The following is an 18,419-nucleotide window of genomic DNA, read 5'->3' as shown; positions in this document are numbered from 1 at the left end:
AAACCTGCACGATAAGGCCGAAATCCTCCGCCGGGATGCTTGATGCAGCGCTTCAGAGTATTTCGATACCCTCACATTTGTAACGCCCAATTAATGTATCCTCCTGCAACAGGTTACCTTCCAGATCAAAGCAGAACAGATAGGTTTCCGTACGCTCGCCGATTTCGACACTCTTCAAACCTATGCATTCATCAGGCCGGCCGGGGATAAGCTTGAATGAGGACACGCCCCTTTCCGGAGTGCGCGGACCGATATCCAGTGTTCTGATATCGGAGAAGTCGGTGTTGGCGATAATCAGTGTATTGCCGCCGCGCTCCCGCTCGTCCACGGTTTCATCAAAGGGAGTGGCGGAAATCTTACGGGGAAAGAAAAGCCATTGATTCCGGTAGGGGTGCCATTCCGCCGCTTCGTGAGTCACGTAGCCCTGATGGCCTATGCCCAGGGCTTGGCGCATGGAATGGTAGTATTGATGCCAGTCGATGCTTGTCAGGCCGTAATTCCGGTCCAGGACCTTGATCCACTCTTCCTGACTGTTCTTGCCGTGGCTGCCGACAATCATGTGTTCGCCCTTCAGGGTTGCCCACTCGCTTTTGAAACCTTTGAATTTCTCATCCCCACTGCCGGTCATGAGAATATGTCGAGGAACCAGCTGGTTTTCATTGCGGATTTCGCAGACCAGGCCGGTGCGATCATCAAAAGTGAGCAGCCGTTCACCAAACATGACCAGTTCCGAGAATTCGGCGCCGCGACCGCCTTCCGCGATAAGACTTATCAGCTGGTGTTCGCCGCCGTCCTGTTCGGGGATTTCTTCCATACGGTAACGAACCTTGCCGGTGGAAGGGTTATGTTCGCGGTAGAGTTTGTCGTAACGGAGGGTGGACTTCCATGCGATCTGCCCATCCTCGAGTTCGACCTGGGAGGCATGGTCTTCATCCGTGATGATTGCCAAAGTGTATTCGCTGGTCTCCGGCCCGTAACGTTCGAGGCGCGCAATATCTGCGGGTTTCTGGCTCATGGCTATACTCCCGTTTGGCGTTGCGTGGTACTCCTCTACCTTGGACAACTATGCAGGGTATTGCCAGCCTTAGCGGTTAGCGTTTCTGGTTCCTTTGCAGCCAGCGGTCGAGCTTGTCGGCAAATTCCTTTCGGTCGGTCTGGCTGAAGGGGGCTGGCCCTCCGGTCACCTGTCCGGCACTCCGCATTTCTTCCATAAAGTTGCGCATGGCAAGGCGCTGGCGAATATTTTCTTTGGTGAAGGCCTGGCCGCGAGGATTGAATACGTCGGCGCCTTTTTCTATGGCTTCGGCGGCCAGGGGAATGTCCTGCGTGATCACGAGATCGCCCTCGTGCATCTGGTCCATGATTTCGTTGTCGGCGACATCAAAGCCATGGGGGACCTGGCGGCGTTTGATGTATGGGCTCGGGGGCAGGTTGATGGCGTGGTTGGCAATGAAGGTGGTGTTGATTTGCCAGCGGGTGGCGGCGCGGCAGAGGATTTCCCGGATTGGGACGGGGCAGGCGTCGGCGTCGACCCAGATTGGCATGGTGGTTCCTTTTTTTGCTTGGCTATGCTGCAAGTTTACCTTTTGTTGTTGTGAGCTTGGTAGGCTGGATCCGCGTATCTTTTCGTGGTTCTCGGCTATGGTGGCTGAGGCATTGGGGGCGCCCTTCCAAAAACCGCTACGAGCACGTCCATGTGCGCTTGTTTCAGGCCATCCCTGGCCTTCAACATTTTTGGAAGGGCACCCCCAATGCCTCTGTCGGTCTCCAGAGGTCGATCCGCGAAAGCAAAGACATGCGACCACATTTCTGAGAGAGGTATCGGAGATGATTAACCGAATTCTATTTTCAGGTTTGTTAGCGCTCCTGTTTTCGTTACCGGCCTTTGCTGCCGATAACAATGAAGAAGCCTGGGACGCCTTGCGAGACGGGCGGGCTGTTCTTATGCTCCGCCATGCATTGGCGCCGGGTACAGGCGACCCGGGCAACTTTGATATTAACGACTGCAGCACCCAGCGGAATCTGAACGACGTCGGTCGGGAGCAGGCCCGGGCTTGGAAGCCGTTTCTGGCGGACCATGGTATTACGGAGGCTCGGGTGTTCAGCAGTCAGTGGTGTCGCTGTATGGATACCGCTACCGGAATGAACATGGGCGAGGTGACCGAGTGGCCGTCGCTGAATTCGTTTTTCCGGAATCGTGGTGACGGGCCGACTCAGACGCGGCAGACGATTACTCTGGTGAATCAGTTGGAGGATGGGGCGCCAGTTATTCTGGTGTCGCATCAGGTGAACATCACGGGTTTGACCGGCATTTTCCCGTCGTCGAACGAGGGGGCCATTATCGCCTTGCCGCTGTCGGAAGATCCCACGGTTCTGGCACGAGTCTCGCCCGGGCGTTGATGTTATAATCCCGCGCCCATGTAATTAACAGGAAATGATAATGTCGCAGCTTCCGCCATGCCCGCAGTGCAGTTCCGAGTATACCTATGAGGACGGCGTTCAACTGGTTTGTCCCGAGTGCGGGCATGAGTGGTCTGAGGCGGAGGCTGCTGCGGCTGACGCCGCGAAGATGGTTCGCGACGCCAACGGCAATGAACTTCAGGATGGTGATACGGTTACGGTTATCAAGGATCTGAAGGTCAAGGGCTCCAGTTCCGTGGTTAAAGTTGGCACCAAGGTTAAAAATATCCGCCTGGTGGACGGTGATCACGACATCGACTGCAAGATCGACGGTATTGGTGCCATGAAACTGAAGTCCGAGTTCGTCAAGAAGGCCTGACTTTTACCCCCTTGTTGCGCTCTGGATCTGTTGCTCGAGCTCCCTGGCAAGACCCGGGTCGAGCTGCAGGGCGCTGGCCAGTTGGTCCAGCCAGGCGCGTTCCATGGGGTTCTGCTCGTCAATCATCACGGCGCTGACGATGTAGATTTCCCGGCTGGCTTGGGGAGAATCCGCGTTCCTGGCCAGGGCGGTGGCATCCAGCGGGGCGTCAAACTGCTGTTGGATCCAGGCGTGGAGCTCGTCGTCCGGGCCCAGTTTCTCGATTTCCTGGGTGAGAAGGGCGCGTTCGTTGGCGTCAATGTGGCCATCGGCACGGGCGGCCATGATCATGGCCTGGAGTATTTCCAGGCCCCGTTGTTCCTGCGCCTGGCCTTGCAGCTGCTCCAGTGGTTGGCCCTGTTGTGCCAGTGCAGGTTGTGAGGCGCTCTGACTGCTGGTCTGGTAGTTCTGATAGGCCTTCCACGCCAACACGCCAACCCCGGCAAGGGCGCCGTATTTCAGGGCTTTGCCGCCCATCTTCCGGCCCCGTTTCGATCCCAGCATCATACCCAGGGCTCCGCCTCCCAGCAGGCTTTTTACGTCGATGCCTGAACCGGATCCCTGGCCGCCTTTGAACTGGCTGCCAAGGCTGTTCATCATTTTGTTGACGTCCATGCCACCGCCCTGAGACTGAGTACCCTGGGCCTGTTTCATTACCTGGTTCAGTACAGACATCACGTTCATAGAGCAACTCCTGCCATTCGAATTACCGGATATTTACCCCAAGTATCTCACCGGTTGTTTCCCGTATTCATGGGCCCGGAATTACTCTGTTGTCATAAATTCCGGCATTAAGTTCCATGGAAACTGACGACGCGCAATTTGAGGGTAAAATAGTAATGCGGTTTCGGTGTTCTTTCGTATACTTGTAGGATCTAACGTTTCAACCCCTGTATTTGCGGAACTGTTTTTGGCGATTCTCAAGCGCAACCTGTGGACTCTGTTCGGTGTAATTCTCCTCTTTGGTCTGGTGCTTCTCGGTACCGTTCTCTTTTTCCGGTGGCAGGGGATTGTCTCGGACGAAGAACAATACCAAACCGCCCGTGTTGAGCTCGTTGCACAATCCGTTGGTAGTATCCTGCGGACCCAGGAGCTTGTTCTTGATGTAATCGGTCGCGAATTGCTGAATCAGAACGACATGTTGTCCGGCACTCGCCAGATTCCGTTTCTGGACAGTATTCTCGCCGTTAACCCGGTGCTTGTGGGTTTCGGGCTGGCGAGACCCGATGGCACGCTGGTACGCGTCAGTACCAACCTTGATCTCGTGAGCCTTCCCAATCTCAGAAGCGATCCCGCAACCCGTGAGAGTTTTATGCAGGCTCTGTCGTCAGAGTCGATGGTGCTGGGGCGAACCTATTTCGTTGATGCCATGGGTGCCTGGGTTATACCAATCCGCAAGGCTATAAGGTCTGAGGCGGGGGAAGTGATTGCCGTCATGACAGCGGGCATGCGGCTTGATGGCGCTAACTCTGTTTTTAGCAAGACTCTGCATGATGGTGCATCTGACAACGTAATGTTGTTGCGCGAGACAGACGGCTACGTTCAGTTCATGTCTGCTGAGGGGGTTGCTCCGCAACAATACTCGCAGATTCGTGTGCCCCGTGATGAAAGAGAGAAAAACCGGGCTGGGTTCGAGCAGGAGCTGGGGATTAGCGTCGAAGAGGTTATGCGCGCTGGCGAGTCTGTGGTTGTTCGAACCAGGCAGCGAGGTGACGACTATCTAACTGCTGCTATTTACAACAAGCGTTACGAGCTGTGGACGATTTCGGAGACCCGGTTTGCACCGTTGTATCGGGAATTTTTTGAATCACTCCTGCAGTATGTCCTTGCGTTCCTGGTGGTCGGGGCAGCTTTCTACAAAGGATTCAGGATCATTGATAGTGCAGAGAAAAAGCGCCGTCAGGAGCTTTCCTATCTGTCCAGGCACGATGATCTTACAGGGTTGTTGAATCGCACTGGATTGCTCGATCGTCTGGCGGACCTTTTACCAGAGAAAAAGCCATTTTGTCTGGTTGTCGTGAATATCGACAATTTCAAAGGCATCAATGATCGATTCGGGCTGGAAACTGGTGATGAAACTCTTCTGGCGTTCAGTCGGCGACTGGGCGAACTTGTGGAAAGCCGGGATGATCTTGCCAGGCTTAGTGGCGATGAATTTGCCATTGTGACGCCCAACATCGACCTTGAAGCCGTGGAAGAAGCCTGCGTATCTTTGGCGAGCGAGCTGTCCCGGACTTTTGAGGTAGGCCGACTGAAGTTACATGTAACGGCGAGCATTGGCGTTGCATGCTTCCCGGACCATGGAGACTCCCTCAGCAAAGTCATACGGAGTGCTCACCTTGCGCTTTATGAGGCAAAACAAAGCCGTAACGACGTCTGCACGTACCGGACCGAGATGGAAATGGCCTACCTTCGAAGACTGTCGGTTGAACAGCGCCTCAGGTACGGCCTTGCCTCCGGCTCTCTTTACATGGTGTATCAGCCCCAGGTAAATGAGGCCCAAAAAACAGTTGGTCTGGAAGCACTTGTTCGCTGGCAGGATGAAGAACTCGGATTTGTTTCGCCGGCGGAGTTTGTTGAGGTTGCCGAGAAAAGTGGTCTGATGGTTCCGCTAGGGCGGTTCGTTGTCGAAACCAGCATTCGGGAATACAGTCTGCTTCGCGACGTCATCGGTCGGTCTATAGACCTGGCGATTAATATCTCCGTTATCCAGTTTCGCCAACCGGATTTTGTCGACACAGTGCTTAAGGCTTTGGAGGTTCATGATGTGTCACCCGGTGAGCTGGTCCTCGAAATAACCGAGAGCTTGTTCATGAGTGACTTCGATAAGGTGTTGAAAACGATCGAGCGGTTGCGGGACTACGGTATCCGGATCTCCATGGATGATTTCGGGACCGGCTACTCATCGTTAAGTCTTTTACGCAAGCTGCCCCTTGATGAACTGAAAATCGACAAGAGCTTTGTTGACACCATTCTGGAAGACGAGAAAGCTGCGAACATGATTCGCAGTATCATCGCTATCGCGCAGAGCCATAGCATGGAACTGGTAGCAGAGGGTGTGGAACAAGAAGCTCAGGTAAGGGCCCTGACTGAAATGGGTTGTCGACGTTTTCAGGGTTACTATTTCAGTCGACCGCAAGCCGTGGACAGCCTTAAAGCCGATCTGGCTCTGGCTAACAGCGGCTGAGTTGGTCTGCGACCATTCGTCGCACTGGAAAACTTGGCTACGTGGGGCCTTCTTTTTATCCTGTCTCTCTCACTCATCAACAAGGAATACTGGACATGAGGTACTGCCTGAGTGCATTCGTGCTGGCACTGGCTCTGGTTGCTCCCATGGCCCTTGCCCATGATTACAGCCATGGCCAGGTCAAGGTCGATCATCCCTGGAGCCGGCCGACACCTCCTGGCACGCCGATGGGGGTGGGCTACATGAGTATCTCCAACACCGGCAGCAGCGATATAACGCTGGTTGGGGTCGAAACCCCCAGGGCAGGCAGGGTGTCGATCCACGAGACCAGCATGCACGACGGTGTGATGCGGATGGCGCCGGTCAAAGGCGGGCTTCCAATCCCTGCGGGTACCACCGTGGAGTTGAAACCTCACAGCTATCACCTGATGCTGGAAAAACTGAAAAGCCCGTTGCGCGAGGGTGAGAGTATTCCGCTGACCCTCAGCTTCGAGGGTGCAGAAGCTATGCAGGTTGAACTCAGTATTGAGCCGCTTGATGGCAAGATGATGAACACACAGAGCATGGACCACTCCGGCGAGAAAATGGACCATAGCGGGCATTGACGCATCTGCCCGGGTCGGTGTTCTACGCTTGCACTGCCCGGGTTACCATTCCTTGTCCTCAGCGCTTTCTTCGGCTTCGATCTCCGCCTTGCGAGCCTGAATCTTCTTCATCTTCTCATCGGAGATTTTCATGCTGTGTGCACTGTCACGCAGGATCACAAGGCTGCCCACGATCAAGGCCAGGGCGACAATTATGAAGATCCATCCTATCGCTGGCATGTTCACCTCCCTCAATTGATCCACTTTCCTACATAGTGGACCACGCATCCCTCTGTCACAACTGTCACGCATCCCGCCAGAAGGTTGTCGGATCGAGTCGGTAATACCCTTGCAGAGCTTTGTAAACCTCGGGCTGCTCGTGCTTGAGATGGTTTGGTTGCTGGAAGAACGCTTCTGTCAGCACCGCGAAGAATTCGGCCGGTTCAGTGGCGCCGTAGGGGTCAAGCCATGGCTTCTGGTGGTGATGCAGGGAATGCCTGAGATGTTCGTAGGCGTGGGTCATCGACGTCTGCCAGTGCCTGGCCTGTTCTCCGCTCAGGGGTGGGGCGCCGTCTGCGGTGCCGTCAAGATAGTCCAGCTGGTGTGCAAATTCATGGAGTATCACGTTGTGGCCGCTGTGCGGGTTACTGGCCGCCTCTTCACACTCCTTCCATGCCAGCACCACCTGGCCCCGGCTTGAGGCTTCGCCTGCACGTATTTCGCTGCTCTCGCTGACAACCAGACCGTCGCTTTCAATGTCTCTGACATGATAGGCGTCGGGATAGACCAGAATGCTGCTAACCTCATCAAAATCCGAATAGGGGCGGGCTAGAATCAGCAAGCAGGCGTGGCCGGCAATGGTTACTCTCACCATGTCATCCACTTCAAAGCCGTCACAGCCATAGAACTCTTTCTCGGAGAGAAAAAGCTGGACCCGCTGCTCCAATGTCTGTTTCAGGGCTTCCGGAAGCTGGCGGTAAAGCGGCACATTCGCATCAAGCTGACGGCGCCAGGGCTCTGGAAAGGGGGTTCTCAGTTCCCGCTCTCTCCGCCAGGTGCGGTAGAAGAAGAGGTAGAAAGTGGTGGCGGTGATCAGGGCCACTGCAAAGACTGCGAAAACAAGTGCTGCTGACATGGCGATCCCGGCGACCGTTGATTGAATGCCCTCTTATCTTACAGAAAAATCCCATCTGCAAAGGGGCAGTTTGCGTATTGCTGGTTGTTCTCGAATGCAGGGGATGTGAAGCTGCATGAACCGTATTGATTGTCGAGGAGGCTGATATGTCACAGAATTCCGTTGTAGTCATTACCGGGGCAAACCGGGGCATAGGTCTGGAGCTTGCCCGGCTTTATGCGGGTCGCGGCTGGTCCGTGATCGGCGTCTGTCGGGAAACCTCACCGGAGCTGGAAGAGATTGCCATGCAGGTTATCGACGGCGTCGACCTGACGACCGATGAAGGCGTGGGTAAGCTCGTGGCCGACCTGAAAGGCAAAGATATCGAATTGTTGATCAACAATGCCGGCTTGCTGCAGGACGAGAAGCTGGGCAGTATCGACTTTGATTCCATCCGCACCCAGATGGAAATCAACGCTTATGCGCCGCTGAGGGTGGCTGAAGCGCTGGTCGACCAGATCCCTTCAGGAGGCAAAATTGCCAACATCACCAGCCGGATGGGCTCTATTGCAGACAATGATTCCGGAGGCAGGTATGGGTACCGCGCCTCCAAAGCCGCGCTCAATGCCTTTGGCAAGTCCCTGGCGATGGATCTGAAGCCCCGGGGTATCGCTGTGGCACAGCTGCATCCCGGTTATGTGCAAACCCGCATGGTGAATTTTGGCGGGTTGATCACGCCGGAAGAATCCGCGAAAGGGTTAGCTGAACGCATCGATGGACTGAACCTCGAGAACACGGGGTCGTTCTGGCACAGCAATGGTGAAGAGCTGCCCTGGTGAGATTGGAACAATTTCCAATTGTTTACAGTTCCATCAAGCAGAGTTTCGGGTTTAAGAGTAGTCTTGTGTCAAAACAAAGGAATTCTGCAGTATATGGAACGGATGAATCCCTCGGCGAATTATGAACCTGCGCGGGAACGCAGGCCCCAGTTCTGGCGTCTGGCCATGCGGTGTGCGCAGATTGCCGGAACTGTGGATGTTATCTTTTTCTTTCTTTTCCATGCATTGGGGTCGCCGATTCTGGCGTGGGTGAATGTGGTCAGCGTGGCCATGTACGCCGGGGCTTATTACGCGCTCAAATACCACAGGAACAAGATTGCGGTCGTACTCATCTGGGCAGAAGTGCTGGGCCATGCTGGGCTCGGTATTGTCCTGATCGGTTGGGAGAGCGGATTCCACTACTACCTTCTGATGTTCATACCTGCGATTTGTGTGTCCGCTTCCCGAAGATGGGCGGTCTATGCACTGCTGGCCCTGTGGGGGTATTACATCGCCCTGGATGTCCTGATGTGGTACATGGAGCCATTGCAGCCGATTCCGCAAACGGCTCTGCACATTGTTCATTTGTTTAACCTGAGTGTGGTCTTTGCCATGTTCAGTTACCTGGCTTCCTACTACCTCAGGATGGTAGTGACAGCCCAGCGCAAACTCCGGGAAATGGCGACAACAGATTCCCTGACCGGGCTTTTCAACCGGCGGCATATGACTTATCTGGCTGAGAAGGAAGTTGCCCGGTTCCGGCGCAGTGGTCACCCGGTTGGGTTTCTACTGCTGGATGTCGATCATTTCAAGTCAATCAACGATGCCTATGGCCACGAAGCCGGCGACAGGGTATTGGGCTTTGTTGCCGATGTGATTCGAGAGGAGTTGCGGGCCCAGGATCTCATCGGCAGATGGGGTGGTGAGGAGTTCCTGGTGATACTCCCTGATACGGATTCCGTCAAAGCGCGCGCAAGTGCGGAGCGGATACGAAATGCGTTTTTGGCCAGGGACTGGAGTGCAATTACTGGCGGTGATGCCGATGTTACGATCAGTGTCGGCGTGAGCGAATTGCGATCTGGCGAAGACCTGAGTGCGGCAGTCAGCCGGGCTGATGAAGCGCTTTACCGTGGTAAGACCGCAGGTCGGAACCGGGTCGAGCTGGAAACTATCTGAGGGCTCTGGCAAGGGGGAGGTTTATGAGTCTGGCAATTGCATTGCACGTTCTCTCGGCGGTCGTCTGGGTTGGCGGTATGTTTTTCGCCTACATGGCGATGCGCCCCGCCGTGGTTGAGGTAGTGGAGGCCTCCCAACGTGGTGTTTTATGGTCGAGGACACTTGAACGGTTCTTTCGCTGGGTCTGGCTCTCCGTTGTGTTGCTCCTGGTCACCGGCTACTGGATGGTTTTCAGTGTCTTCGGCGGCATGGCGGGAGCTGGCTGGCATATCCACGCCATGCAGACACTTGGCCTGGTGATGATGCTGCTCTACTTTCACGTTTACTTTGCCCCTTTCCGGCGACTCAAGCAGGCGGTTGCAGACAGGGATCCGCAGGCTGGCGGTGTTCAGGTGGGCAAGATTCGCCGGCTGGTTGGTATCAATCTGATCCTTGGTCTGATCGTGGTTGCCGTGGGGTCTGGCGGTCGCTACCTGTGAACTGCTGAGCAATAGGGGCCCGATACATGTCTGATATTCGAAAAAGAGCCATTGTCGGCCTGAAAGCCGGAGACTCGTTTACCCTGGCACGAACGTTCACTGAAGAAGAGACCCTGTCCTTCGGTGAAATCAGCCGCGATCAGAATCCGGTCCACTACAGCGACGAATTCGCGCAGGCCAAGAACCTGCAGGGCAAGATCTGCCACGGGCTGCTGGTAGGTGGAATGATCACGGAAGTGGGCGGACAGATTGGCTGGCTGGCCTCGGGGATGAATTTCCGCTTCCGCCGGCCGGTGTATTTTGGTGACACCATCACCTGCGTGTTCACTATAACCGAGGTGGATGAAAGGAATCGGGCCCGTGCCGAGGCGGTACTCTCGAACCAGCACGGGGAGCCGGTCATCGAGGCCTGGTTGACGGGCGTGCTGCCAGGGCCTCGGGAACAGGAAATTATGTCAGCTTTGATTAACTGACAGAGGTCTGCATAGCATGGTCAACCAGTGTCGGTGAGGGATGCCGGATTCGCGGGGTAAAGGCGTAATGGAAACCTTTTTCCTGAGCTTGTTCATTCTGGTGGTTGTGGCCACGGCAGCCCTGTGGGCCTGGCGCCGGGCTGACCACGCTGCCGACGAGGCGGCCATGGCGCGGTTGGCGGCTCTGCAGCCGGCTGCACCGGAGCGTTTTGAACTTTCCCTTCTTGAGGGTTTGCCGGAGCCTGCCCAGCGCTATTTCCGGTACACCATTCAGCCCGGTACTCCGCTTCATACGGTTGCCCGAATAGCCATGACCGGAAAATTCGGCATGGGCAATCGGGATGCGCCCGACTACATGAATATGCAAGCCACCCAGTTGCTGGCCATGCCGGAAGGATTTATCTGGAAAATGAGCGCCCACCGGGGCCTGCTGGGGATTTCCGGCTCAGACACTGATCAGTGGACGCGGTTCTGGCTGATGGGTTTGTTCCCGGTTGCCCGGGCGGGTGGCGATGCGGATCATGCCCGTTCGGCATTCGGCCGTTATGTGGCAGAGGCGGTTTTCTGGACGCCAGCCGCCCTGCTGCCGGGGCCCGGCGTTTCCTGGAAGCTGGTCGATATAAACACGGCCAGGGTGATTGTTCGTCATGAGGGCATGGAACAGGCGGTGGATGTTGTCGTTGCCGACGACGGCCGGCCGCTACAGGTAAGTTTTGACCGGTGGACCAATGCGAATGCGGAAAAAGTCCATCGCTTGCAGCCCTTTGGCGGCTACCTGTCAGAGTTTCGGGAGTTCGAAGGCTTTGTATTGCCGACCCACGTGGAAGCCGGGAACTTCTTTGCCACGGAGGATTACTTTCCTTTCTTCATTGCACGCGTAACGGACATTGAATTTCCGAAGCATGGCGCAATCGGGCACCCGGAATAACGTCCCGGATGCCCAGTTATCTTTAGCGGACAACGAATACCGAAACGTCACTATGTTTGACGATATTGGCGCCGTTCGAGTGGAGAATGTGTAGTCGGTCGCCGATTCCCGGTGGATGTGAGGCCATCACCACCAGATCAGTCCCGGTTGTTTTGATCGCCTCAAGCAACTTGTCTTCAAGCTCCACGGCGGTATCAGCCGATTCAATCACTATGCTGTCGGTGTCGATCCCATGGGATTTTCCCTGCTCTTCCGCGAAAACCCTCAGCTTCTCGGCAAGCTCTTCAGGGTTGTGCGCGGCCGCTCCCGGGGTGCTGTTGGTCACGCTTACGTAGCACAGGGTGGCGTTGTAGTGTTTGGCAATATCAATGGAGGTATTGAGCGCCTTAACCATTTTATCGGTATGGGCGAGGTCTACCGGAACGAGGATCCTGCTGTACATAAGAGTTCTCCTTTTCCGCTTGAAATGCAGAACATTGGTCGGATGTCCTGAATTCAGATTGGCAGTGCCCTGTCGGGTATGTCAAAAAAAGCCCGGTGAAGTTCACCGGGCTTTTGCGGTTGGAAAGGCCGGATTCGCTTTACAACAGATTGTAAAGGAAAACCACGGCGATACCCGCTGGCGTCAGGTACCGTAGTACAAACATAAACGCCTTGTAGCTGCCTCCTTGCAGACCAATATCGGCCGCCAGGCCCTCACGTTTCATCGCCCAGCCGGCAAACAGGGCAATGGCCAGCCCGCCGAGAGGCATCATCAGGTTGGATACAAGGAAGTCGAGTAGATCGAAGACCGTCTTGCCCTCGAAGAACGGAATAAAACCAAGCGGGTGCACGCTGTCCCAGACGTTGAAGGACAGCACGGTACCTATACCGATAAACCAGATTGCAAGGCCACCACCAAGCGCGCTTTTCGCCCGGCTGACACCCTTATGTTCTTCCAGCCACTCTACCACCGGTTCCAGCATGGAAATGGCGGAGGTGATGGCTGCTACCAATAGCAGCCCAAAGAAAATGGTGCCGAACAGTGCACCGCCACTCATCTGGCCAAACGCCAGTGGCAGGGTCACGAAGATCAGGCCGGGGCCTGCCCCTGGCTCAAGACCATTGGCAAATACCAGGGGAAAGATGGCCAGCCCCGCGAGAAGGGCAACGCTGGTGTCCACGACGGCAATAGTCATGGCGGTCCGCGCAATGTTTACGGTTTTTGGCAGGTAAGAGCCATAAGCCATCAGAACACCAATACCGATACTCAGTGTAAAGGCGGCGTGCCCCAGGGCAGTCAGAACCCCCGCCGTTGTCAGTTTGCTGAAGTCTGGCGAGAACATGAAGCTCACGGCCCGGCCAAAGCTGCCGCTGTTCATGGCGTAGATCACCATTGCAACCAGCAACACGAACAACAGTGGCATCAGCATATTCACGGCTTTCTCAAGCCCCGAGCGAATGCCCCTGCCGACGATGAACACCACGATCACCATGAACACAGAGTGCCACATCAGCAGTTCCCAGGGGTTGGCAAGGAGCCCGCCGAACTGGCCGCCGATGGCTTCGGCATCCGCTCCGGTGAACAGACCGGTTGCGGCCTTGCCGATATAAACCAGGGCCCAGCCGCCAATCACGGCGTAGAACGACAGCACCAGGAACGAGGCGATAACGCCATTCCAGCCGATGGCCCTCCAGCCCCTCGCGGTGCCTTCACTTTTGGTCAGGGTGCGCATGGTGGCCACCGGACTCTGACCGCCGCGGCGTCCAATCATGGTCTCGGCAATCAGTACTGGCACGCCGATCAGGAAGATACAGGCCAGGTAGATAAGAACGAAGGCGCCGCCGCCGTTCTCGCCGGTTATATACGGAAACTTCCAGATGTTTCCGAGGCCCACCGCCGAGCCGGCAGCAGCCAGGATAAAGGCCATCCGTGAGGACCACAGGTTGTTGGCCTGCTGGTGTGGTTGGGTACTCTCACTCATTTTTCTCTCCGGCTAGTTATTTTTGTCGGATTGATTGGTTGTTTTCGAAAAAAGGCTTACTTGCCCAGAACCTCGCGCAGGGCGGAAGCGACTTGTGGCAGAACGCGGTCATTCAGGCCGGCGACGTTTACGCGGCTGCTGTCGAGCATGTAGATGCCATGTTCCTTACGCAACTCGCCAACCTGCTCGGGGCTGATCCCCAGGAAGGAGAACATGCCTCGCTGACGGGCGATGAAGTCGAAGTCGCCCACCGGTGAAAGTGCGCCGGCAAAAGCGTGACGCAGATGCAGGATGCGCTCGCACATTCCATTCAGCTCCTGTTGCCACTGGCCTCGCAGGTCGTCATCGCCCAGGATGGTCTCAACAATCGCGGCGCCATGGGCTGGCGGCATTGAGTAGTGGGACCGGATAACGCTCAGCAGCTGGCTGGTGGCGGCTGCGTTCACAGTTGCTGTTCCGGAAATCAGGGCGAGGGCACCGGTACGTTCACGGTAAAGCCCGAAGTTCTTGGAGCAGGAGGCTGCGATCAACATTTCCGGTACCGCGCCGGCCAGATGCCTGAGGCCGGCCGCATCCGCGTCCAGGCCTTCACCAAGGCCCTGATAGGCCATGTCTACAAAGGGCAACAGACCTTTTCGCTGGATCAGGCTGGTCACTTCACGCCACTGGGCGAGGCTCAGGTCCGCGCCCGACGGGTTGTGGCAGCAGCCGTGCAGCAACACCACGTCGCCCGCGTCGGCCTGCTCCAGGGTTTCCAGCATGGCGCCGAAGTCTACCTGCAGCGTCTCTGGATTGAGGTACGGATATTCGCGAATGGTCAGGCCGGCGCCACCGAGAAGCGGCAAATGGTTGGCCCAGGTGGGTGTGCTGACCCAGACTTTTGTGTCCGCCTTGCACAGGCGCAGAAATTCGGCGGCCATTCGCAGGGCGCCACAGCCGCCCGGTGTCTGGATCACCGATACACGGCCGTCCCGGAGCAGCGGGCTGTTGCTGCCCAGGATCAGTTCGGCCATGGCGCTGTTGAAGCCGGCAGAACCGGCCGGTCCCACGTAGCTCTTGGTGGTTTCTCCCTCAAGCAGGCGACGCTCTGCTTCGTGCACGGCGGCCATGATGGGCGTATTACCGGCATCATCCTTGTAGACGCCGATGCCCAGATCCACCTTGTGCGGCCGGGTGTCCTCACGGAAGGTCTGCATCAGCTGCAGGATCGGATCCTGGGGCAGGGGCTGGAGTGCTTCAAACATGGCTTGCCTCCTCATCGGCCTGTTGGGTGCGGATCAGGGTCGGGCGACCGGTGTCCAGCGCCTTGATCAGCTGAGTCCGCTTTTCACGAATGCTCTCTGCTGCCTGTTCCCTGACCGGGCCGTAGCCACGGACATCTGCGGGCAATTCTGCCAGTTGCAGGAAGGTCTCGTAGTTGCTGGCGTTGAGTTCACGGCCAATTCGCGCAACCAGGTTCTGGTAGTCCTTCAGCAAAGCGCGGTCCAGCTTGCGGTCTGCGGAGTAGCTGAAGGGGTCCACTGTGGTTCCGCGCAGGCGGCGGAGCTTGGCCAGCAGCCTGAAGGCCCGGAACATCCAGGGGCCGAACCGGCGCTTTTTCGGGCGACCCTGGGCATCGGTTTCACCGCTGAGCAGGGGCGGGGCCAGGTGGAAATGAACCTTGTAATCGCCCTCGAAAGTTTCCTTAACCTCTTTCATGAAGTCGGTTTCGGCAAACAGGCGCGCCACTTCGTATTCATCCTTGTAGGCCATAAAGCGATACAACTGCAGGGCCACGGCCCGGGTCAGCAGAAGATTGGTTTCACCCAGGGCTTCCTCGGCTTTGCGGACTCCGGCAACACTGTCCCGGTACTGGTCGGCCCAGCGCTGGTTCTGGTAGTTGACCAGATGCTTGTGACGGGTGGTGATCAGCTCGTCCAGGGTTGGTTCGGGCTTGACCTCAACAACCTGAGCCTTGTTGTCGTCCAGCAGGTCCGTAACCGCACCTGGATCAACGGCTGCCAGACGGCCCCAGCCGAAGGCTTCCTTGTTGCGCTCGATTGCCACGCCATTGAGTTCGATGGCTTTCATCAGAGCCGCTTCTGACAGGGGCAGCAGGCCTTTCTGCCAGGCAAAACCGAGCATCATCACGTTGGAGAAGACGGTGTCGCCCATCAGCTTTTCAGCGATGCCGTTGGCGTCCAACTGGTCGAAGTGATCCTCACCAACCGCGTTCTTCAGCAGGTCAAGACGCTTGTCGGCCTTCATGTCGGCGTCGCGGTAGAGCACGTAGTCTGCGGTAGGCAGTTCCGCCTCATTGGCGACAATCCGGGTGTGGTTGGGCCGGAGCACGTTCAGGGCCTTCTGGGAAGACGCTACCACCAGGTCGCAGGCGATGACCGCATCGGCCTGGCCATTGCTGATCCGCACCTGGTGGAGCTTGTCCGGGGACGGTGCCATACGAACATAGCTCAGCACCGTGCCGCCTTTCTGGGCGAAGCCCATGAAATCCAGTACCGAGGCGCCGCGTGATTCCAGATGGGCCGCCATGGTGATCAGCTGTCCCACAGTCACCACGCCTGTGCCGCCAACACCGCCCACGAGGAGGTCGTAGGAGCCGGCCATTTCCGGCAATTCGGGAGCAGGTATCTCGGTCAGCTTTCTGGTCAGCACCGAACCGGTGTCCACGCCCCGGGATTTGCGTAGTTGCCCGCCTTCAATGGTGACGAAGCTGGGGCAGAAGCCGTTTACGCAGGAGAAGTCCTTGTTACAGGAGGACTGGTCGATCTTGCGCTTGCGGCCCAGATCTGTCTTGCGCGGCACCACAGAGAGACAGTTGGACTGTACCGAACAGTCGCCACAGCCTTCACACACGTGATGGTTGATAAAGGCCCGCTTCGCCGGATCCGGGAACTGCTTGCGCTTGCGCCGGCGGCGCTTCTCGGCAGCACAGGTCTGGTCATAAATCAGAACGGTACAGCCAGGGATGTCACGCAATTCGCGCTGCACCTGGTCGAGCTCGGATCGATCGTGGAAGGTGACATCCTTGGGGAACAGATCATGATGGCCATCGTATTTCTCGGGCTCATCGCTGAGCACAACAACCCGCTTCACCCCCTCCGCGGCCATTTGCTGGGCAATTCTGTCGACGGTGATCTGCCCGTCCACGGGCTGACCGCCGGTCATGGCTACGGCGTCGTTGAACAGGATCTTGTAGGTGATGTTGATACCCGCAGCCACTGCCTGACGGATGGCCATGGAACCGGAGTGGAAGTAGGTGCCTTCACCCAGGTTCTGGAATACGTGGGGGTTGCCGGTATAGCGGCTCTTGCCAATCCAGTTGACGCCCTCGCCACCCATCTGGATGAGGGATTCGGTGTTCCGGCCCATCCAGGATGCCATGAAATGGCAGCCGATGCCGGCCAGGGCCTTGCTTCCCTCAGGGACTTTGGTGGAGGTGTTGTGGGGGCAGCCCGAGCAGAAATAGGGCATACGCTTGACGCCACCCGGATCCTGAGCCGTGCTCATGGCACTGATTTCGGCCAGGCGCTCGCTGAAGTCCACCGAGAAGAAGCGACCGAGGCGGGCTGCCAGGAAGCCGGCAACCAGCTTCGGGCTCAATTCGCCAACGTAGGGGATCAGCGGACGGCCCAGCTCATCCTGTTTACCGGTGATCAGAACCTCGCCGGGACGGTCCGGCTCGGACATGTATTCCTTGATCTGGCTCTCGATGATGCCGCGCTTCTCTTCTATCACCAGGACTTCTTCCTTGCCGTGAACGAAGTCCAGGATGCCGCGGCGCTCCAGGGGCCAGACCATGCCCACTTTATAGATATCCAGCCCCATGTCCCGGGCTTTGTCTTCATCAATGCCCAGCAGATCAAGGGCTTCAAGCAGGTCCAGATGGCTCTTGCCGGTAGTAACAATACCGAAGCGGGCTTGCTTGTTCTCGTACAGGCAGCGGTCGATGCGATTGGCCCGGGCAAAGGCCTGAACGGCCGCGAGCTTGTGTTCGATGCGGGTTTCCAGCTGCGGACCCGGCAGATCCGGCCAGCGGTAATGAAGGCCGCTTTCCGGCGCGGTGAAATCATCCGGGGTTACGAAATCCGGTGCTGGCGGAATTTCCACGGAGGCCGCGCTTTCCACGGTTTCCGAGATCGCCTTGAAGCCAACCCAGCAGCCGCTGTAACGGGACAGGGCATAGCCCCAGAGGCCGAACTCCAGGTACTCGGCAATGTTGGCCGGATTGATGGTAGGCATGAAGAAACTCATGAATGCCACATCGGACTGATGGGGCATGGACGATGACACACAGCCGTGGTCATCACCGGCAACCACCAGAACGCCACCATGGGGCGAAGATCCATAAGTGGTGCCGTGTTTCAGGGCGTCGCCGGCGCGATCCACACCCGGGCCCTTGCCATACCAGAGGCCGAAAACACCCTCTACCTGGCGGTCTTCATCAGTCTCCACCTGCTGGGTGCCCAGCATGATAGTGGCGGCGAGATCCTCGTTGATGGCCGGGACAAAATCGATCCGGTTCTCGTCCAGTAGATCCTTTGCCTGCCAGAGTGCCTGGTCGACCGCGCCGAGGGGGGAGCCCCGGTAGCCACTGACGAGGCCGGCGGTATTCAGGCCCTGCTTGCGATCCAGGGCGGCCTGCATCAGGGGAATCCGGACCAGGGCCTGTGTACCGGTCAGGAAAACCCTGCCGGACTCCCTCAGGTAACGGTCTTCGAGTTTGTAGTCGTCGAGTTGCGGGGTATCGGCGGACATTGCGCCCTCCTTTTGTCGATTTTATGACCAAAATTCTAGAGGGAAGTCCGCAAAAGGTGCTTGCTTATTGGGCAGCGGTTTCGAGCGTTTGCGAAAGATTGTTTGATAAATGACAATGACGAG

18 protein-coding genes are annotated in these 18,419 nt (G+C 57.0%); 9 read left to right on the top strand and 9 right to left on the bottom strand.

Going from position 1 to position 18,419, the window contains the following annotated elements; translation table 11 throughout:
• Positions 1-52: 52 nt before the first annotated feature.
• On the bottom strand, positions 53-1,015 hold the full coding sequence (locus tag QZ534_RS04995) for a hypothetical protein (RefSeq protein ID WP_296932062.1): 963 nt from the start codon (positions 1,013-1,015) through the stop codon (positions 53-55).
• Positions 1,016-1,091: 76 nt separating this feature from the next.
• Entirely contained in the window at positions 1,092-1,544 is a 453-nt protein-coding gene (locus tag QZ534_RS04990) for a YaiI/YqxD family protein (protein ID WP_296932059.1), read from the bottom strand.
• A 283-nt stretch (positions 1,545-1,827) separates the two neighbouring features.
• Between QZ534_RS04990 and QZ534_RS04985 the strand changes: the two genes are divergently transcribed.
• Complete coding sequence (locus QZ534_RS04985; protein ID WP_296932056.1) at positions 1,828-2,400, top strand: histidine phosphatase family protein; 573 nt, start codon at positions 1,828-1,830, stop codon at positions 2,398-2,400.
• A 40-nt stretch (positions 2,401-2,440) separates the two neighbouring features.
• Entirely contained in the window at positions 2,441-2,779 is a 339-nt protein-coding gene (locus QZ534_RS04980; protein ID WP_296932053.1) for a zinc ribbon domain-containing protein YjdM, read from the top strand.
• Between the two features lie 3 nt (positions 2,780-2,782).
• On the opposite strand, the gene QZ534_RS04975 is transcribed toward QZ534_RS04980, so the two are convergent.
• On the bottom strand, positions 2,783-3,502 hold the full coding sequence (locus QZ534_RS04975) for a tellurite resistance TerB family protein (RefSeq protein WP_296932050.1): 720 nt from the start codon (positions 3,500-3,502) through the stop codon (positions 2,783-2,785).
• Between the two features lie 226 nt (positions 3,503-3,728).
• On the opposite strand from QZ534_RS04975, the gene QZ534_RS04970 reads away from it, so the two are divergent.
• Both QZ534_RS04970 and QZ534_RS04965 read left to right on the top strand, forming a co-directional pair.
• A complete protein-coding gene (locus QZ534_RS04970) occupies positions 3,729-6,005 on the top strand; it encodes an EAL domain-containing protein (RefSeq protein WP_296932047.1) in 2,277 nt (758 codons plus the stop codon).
• A gap of 95 nt (positions 6,006-6,100) precedes the next feature.
• Positions 6,101-6,610: a copper chaperone PCu(A)C gene (locus tag QZ534_RS04965; protein ID WP_296932044.1), complete on the top strand. Its 510-nt coding sequence runs from the start codon at positions 6,101-6,103 to the stop codon at positions 6,608-6,610.
• A gap of 42 nt (positions 6,611-6,652) precedes the next feature.
• On the opposite strand, the gene QZ534_RS04960 is transcribed toward QZ534_RS04965, so the two are convergent.
• Positions 6,653-6,829: a DUF2897 family protein gene (locus QZ534_RS04960; RefSeq protein ID WP_296932041.1), complete on the bottom strand. Its 177-nt coding sequence runs from the start codon at positions 6,827-6,829 to the stop codon at positions 6,653-6,655.
• Between the two features lie 64 nt (positions 6,830-6,893).
• Entirely contained in the window at positions 6,894-7,724 is an 831-nt protein-coding gene (locus QZ534_RS04955) for a M90 family metallopeptidase (protein ID WP_296932039.1), read from the bottom strand.
• A 146-nt stretch (positions 7,725-7,870) separates the two neighbouring features.
• On the opposite strand from QZ534_RS04955, the gene QZ534_RS04950 reads away from it, so the two are divergent.
• From QZ534_RS04950 to QZ534_RS04930, 5 genes are all read left to right on the top strand, one after another.
• Positions 7,871-8,542, top strand: coding sequence for an SDR family oxidoreductase (locus QZ534_RS04950; RefSeq protein WP_296932038.1), 672 nt, complete (start codon positions 7,871-7,873; stop codon positions 8,540-8,542).
• A 93-nt stretch (positions 8,543-8,635) separates the two neighbouring features.
• A complete protein-coding gene (locus QZ534_RS04945) occupies positions 8,636-9,697 on the top strand; it encodes a diguanylate cyclase (RefSeq protein WP_296932035.1) in 1,062 nt (353 codons plus the stop codon).
• Between the two features lie 23 nt (positions 9,698-9,720).
• Positions 9,721-10,176, top strand: a complete 456-nt coding sequence (locus tag QZ534_RS04940) for a CopD family protein (protein ID WP_296932032.1) — start codon at positions 9,721-9,723, stop codon at positions 10,174-10,176.
• A 26-nt stretch (positions 10,177-10,202) separates the two neighbouring features.
• Complete coding sequence (locus QZ534_RS04935; protein ID WP_296932030.1) at positions 10,203-10,649, top strand: MaoC family dehydratase; 447 nt, start codon at positions 10,203-10,205, stop codon at positions 10,647-10,649.
• 67 nt (positions 10,650-10,716) lie between these two features.
• Entirely contained in the window at positions 10,717-11,577 is an 861-nt protein-coding gene (locus QZ534_RS04930; protein ID WP_296932028.1) for a DUF6544 family protein, read from the top strand.
• Between the two features lie 22 nt (positions 11,578-11,599).
• On the opposite strand, the gene QZ534_RS04925 is transcribed toward QZ534_RS04930, so the two are convergent.
• The 4 genes from QZ534_RS04925 to QZ534_RS04910 all read right to left on the bottom strand — a co-directional run bounded on the left by QZ534_RS04925 (position 11,600) and on the right by QZ534_RS04910 (position 18,296).
• Positions 11,600-12,019 carry a universal stress protein gene (locus QZ534_RS04925; RefSeq protein WP_296932025.1) on the bottom strand — a complete coding sequence of 140 codons (420 nt, stop codon included), beginning with the start codon at positions 12,017-12,019 and terminating at the stop codon, positions 11,600-11,602.
• Positions 12,020-12,158: 139 nt separating this feature from the next.
• On the bottom strand, positions 12,159-13,541 hold the full coding sequence (locus QZ534_RS04920; protein ID WP_296932023.1) for a sodium-dependent transporter: 1,383 nt from the start codon (positions 13,539-13,541) through the stop codon (positions 12,159-12,161).
• A 56-nt stretch (positions 13,542-13,597) separates the two neighbouring features.
• A complete protein-coding gene (locus QZ534_RS04915; RefSeq protein ID WP_296932022.1) occupies positions 13,598-14,785 on the bottom strand; it encodes an amino acid aminotransferase in 1,188 nt (395 codons plus the stop codon).
• A complete protein-coding gene (locus QZ534_RS04910) occupies positions 14,778-18,296 on the bottom strand; it encodes an indolepyruvate ferredoxin oxidoreductase family protein (RefSeq protein ID WP_296932019.1) in 3,519 nt (1,172 codons plus the stop codon). The genes QZ534_RS04915 and QZ534_RS04910 overlap by 8 nt, the downstream gene beginning before the upstream one ends.
• Between the last annotated feature and the right edge of the window lie 123 nt (positions 18,297-18,419).

The organism is uncultured Marinobacter sp. (assembly GCF_913055835.1).
Lineage (GTDB): Bacteria > Pseudomonadota > Gammaproteobacteria > Pseudomonadales > Oleiphilaceae > Marinobacter.
This window is presented reverse-complemented; position numbering and strand designations above follow the sequence as displayed.

Bases quoted from the DNA above. Each gene is read 5' to 3' on its own strand.
- QZ534_RS04925 (WP_296932025.1), bottom strand. From the start codon at position 12,019: ATGTACAGCAGGATCCTCGTTCCGGTAGACCTCGCCCATACCGATAAA.
- QZ534_RS04995 (WP_296932062.1), bottom strand. From the start codon at position 1,015: ATGAGCCAGAAACCCGCAGATATTGCGCGCCTCGAACGTTACGGGCCG.
- QZ534_RS04980 (WP_296932053.1), top strand. From the start codon at position 2,441: ATGTCGCAGCTTCCGCCATGCCCGCAGTGCAGTTCCGAGTATACCTAT.
- QZ534_RS04975 (WP_296932050.1), bottom strand. From the start codon at position 3,502: ATGAACGTGATGTCTGTACTGAACCAGGTAATGAAACAGGCCCAGGGT.
- QZ534_RS04945 (WP_296932035.1), top strand. From the start codon at position 8,636: ATGGAACGGATGAATCCCTCGGCGAATTATGAACCTGCGCGGGAACGC.
- QZ534_RS04915 (WP_296932022.1), bottom strand. From the start codon at position 14,785: ATGTTTGAAGCACTCCAGCCCCTGCCCCAGGATCCGATCCTGCAGCTG.
- QZ534_RS04950 (WP_296932038.1), top strand. From the start codon at position 7,871: ATGTCACAGAATTCCGTTGTAGTCATTACCGGGGCAAACCGGGGCATA.
- QZ534_RS04965 (WP_296932044.1), top strand. From the start codon at position 6,101: ATGAGGTACTGCCTGAGTGCATTCGTGCTGGCACTGGCTCTGGTTGCT.
- QZ534_RS04910 (WP_296932019.1), bottom strand. From the start codon at position 18,296: ATGTCCGCCGATACCCCGCAACTCGACGACTACAAACTCGAAGACCGT.
- QZ534_RS04990 (WP_296932059.1), bottom strand. From the start codon at position 1,544: ATGCCAATCTGGGTCGACGCCGACGCCTGCCCCGTCCCAATCCGGGAA.
- QZ534_RS04940 (WP_296932032.1), top strand. From the start codon at position 9,721: ATGAGTCTGGCAATTGCATTGCACGTTCTCTCGGCGGTCGTCTGGGTT.
- QZ534_RS04935 (WP_296932030.1), top strand. From the start codon at position 10,203: ATGTCTGATATTCGAAAAAGAGCCATTGTCGGCCTGAAAGCCGGAGAC.
- QZ534_RS04985 (WP_296932056.1), top strand. From the start codon at position 1,828: ATGATTAACCGAATTCTATTTTCAGGTTTGTTAGCGCTCCTGTTTTCG.
- QZ534_RS04960 (WP_296932041.1), bottom strand. From the start codon at position 6,829: ATGCCAGCGATAGGATGGATCTTCATAATTGTCGCCCTGGCCTTGATC.
- QZ534_RS04930 (WP_296932028.1), top strand. From the start codon at position 10,717: ATGGAAACCTTTTTCCTGAGCTTGTTCATTCTGGTGGTTGTGGCCACG.
- QZ534_RS04955 (WP_296932039.1), bottom strand. From the start codon at position 7,724: ATGTCAGCAGCACTTGTTTTCGCAGTCTTTGCAGTGGCCCTGATCACC.
- QZ534_RS04920 (WP_296932023.1), bottom strand. From the start codon at position 13,541: ATGAGTGAGAGTACCCAACCACACCAGCAGGCCAACAACCTGTGGTCC.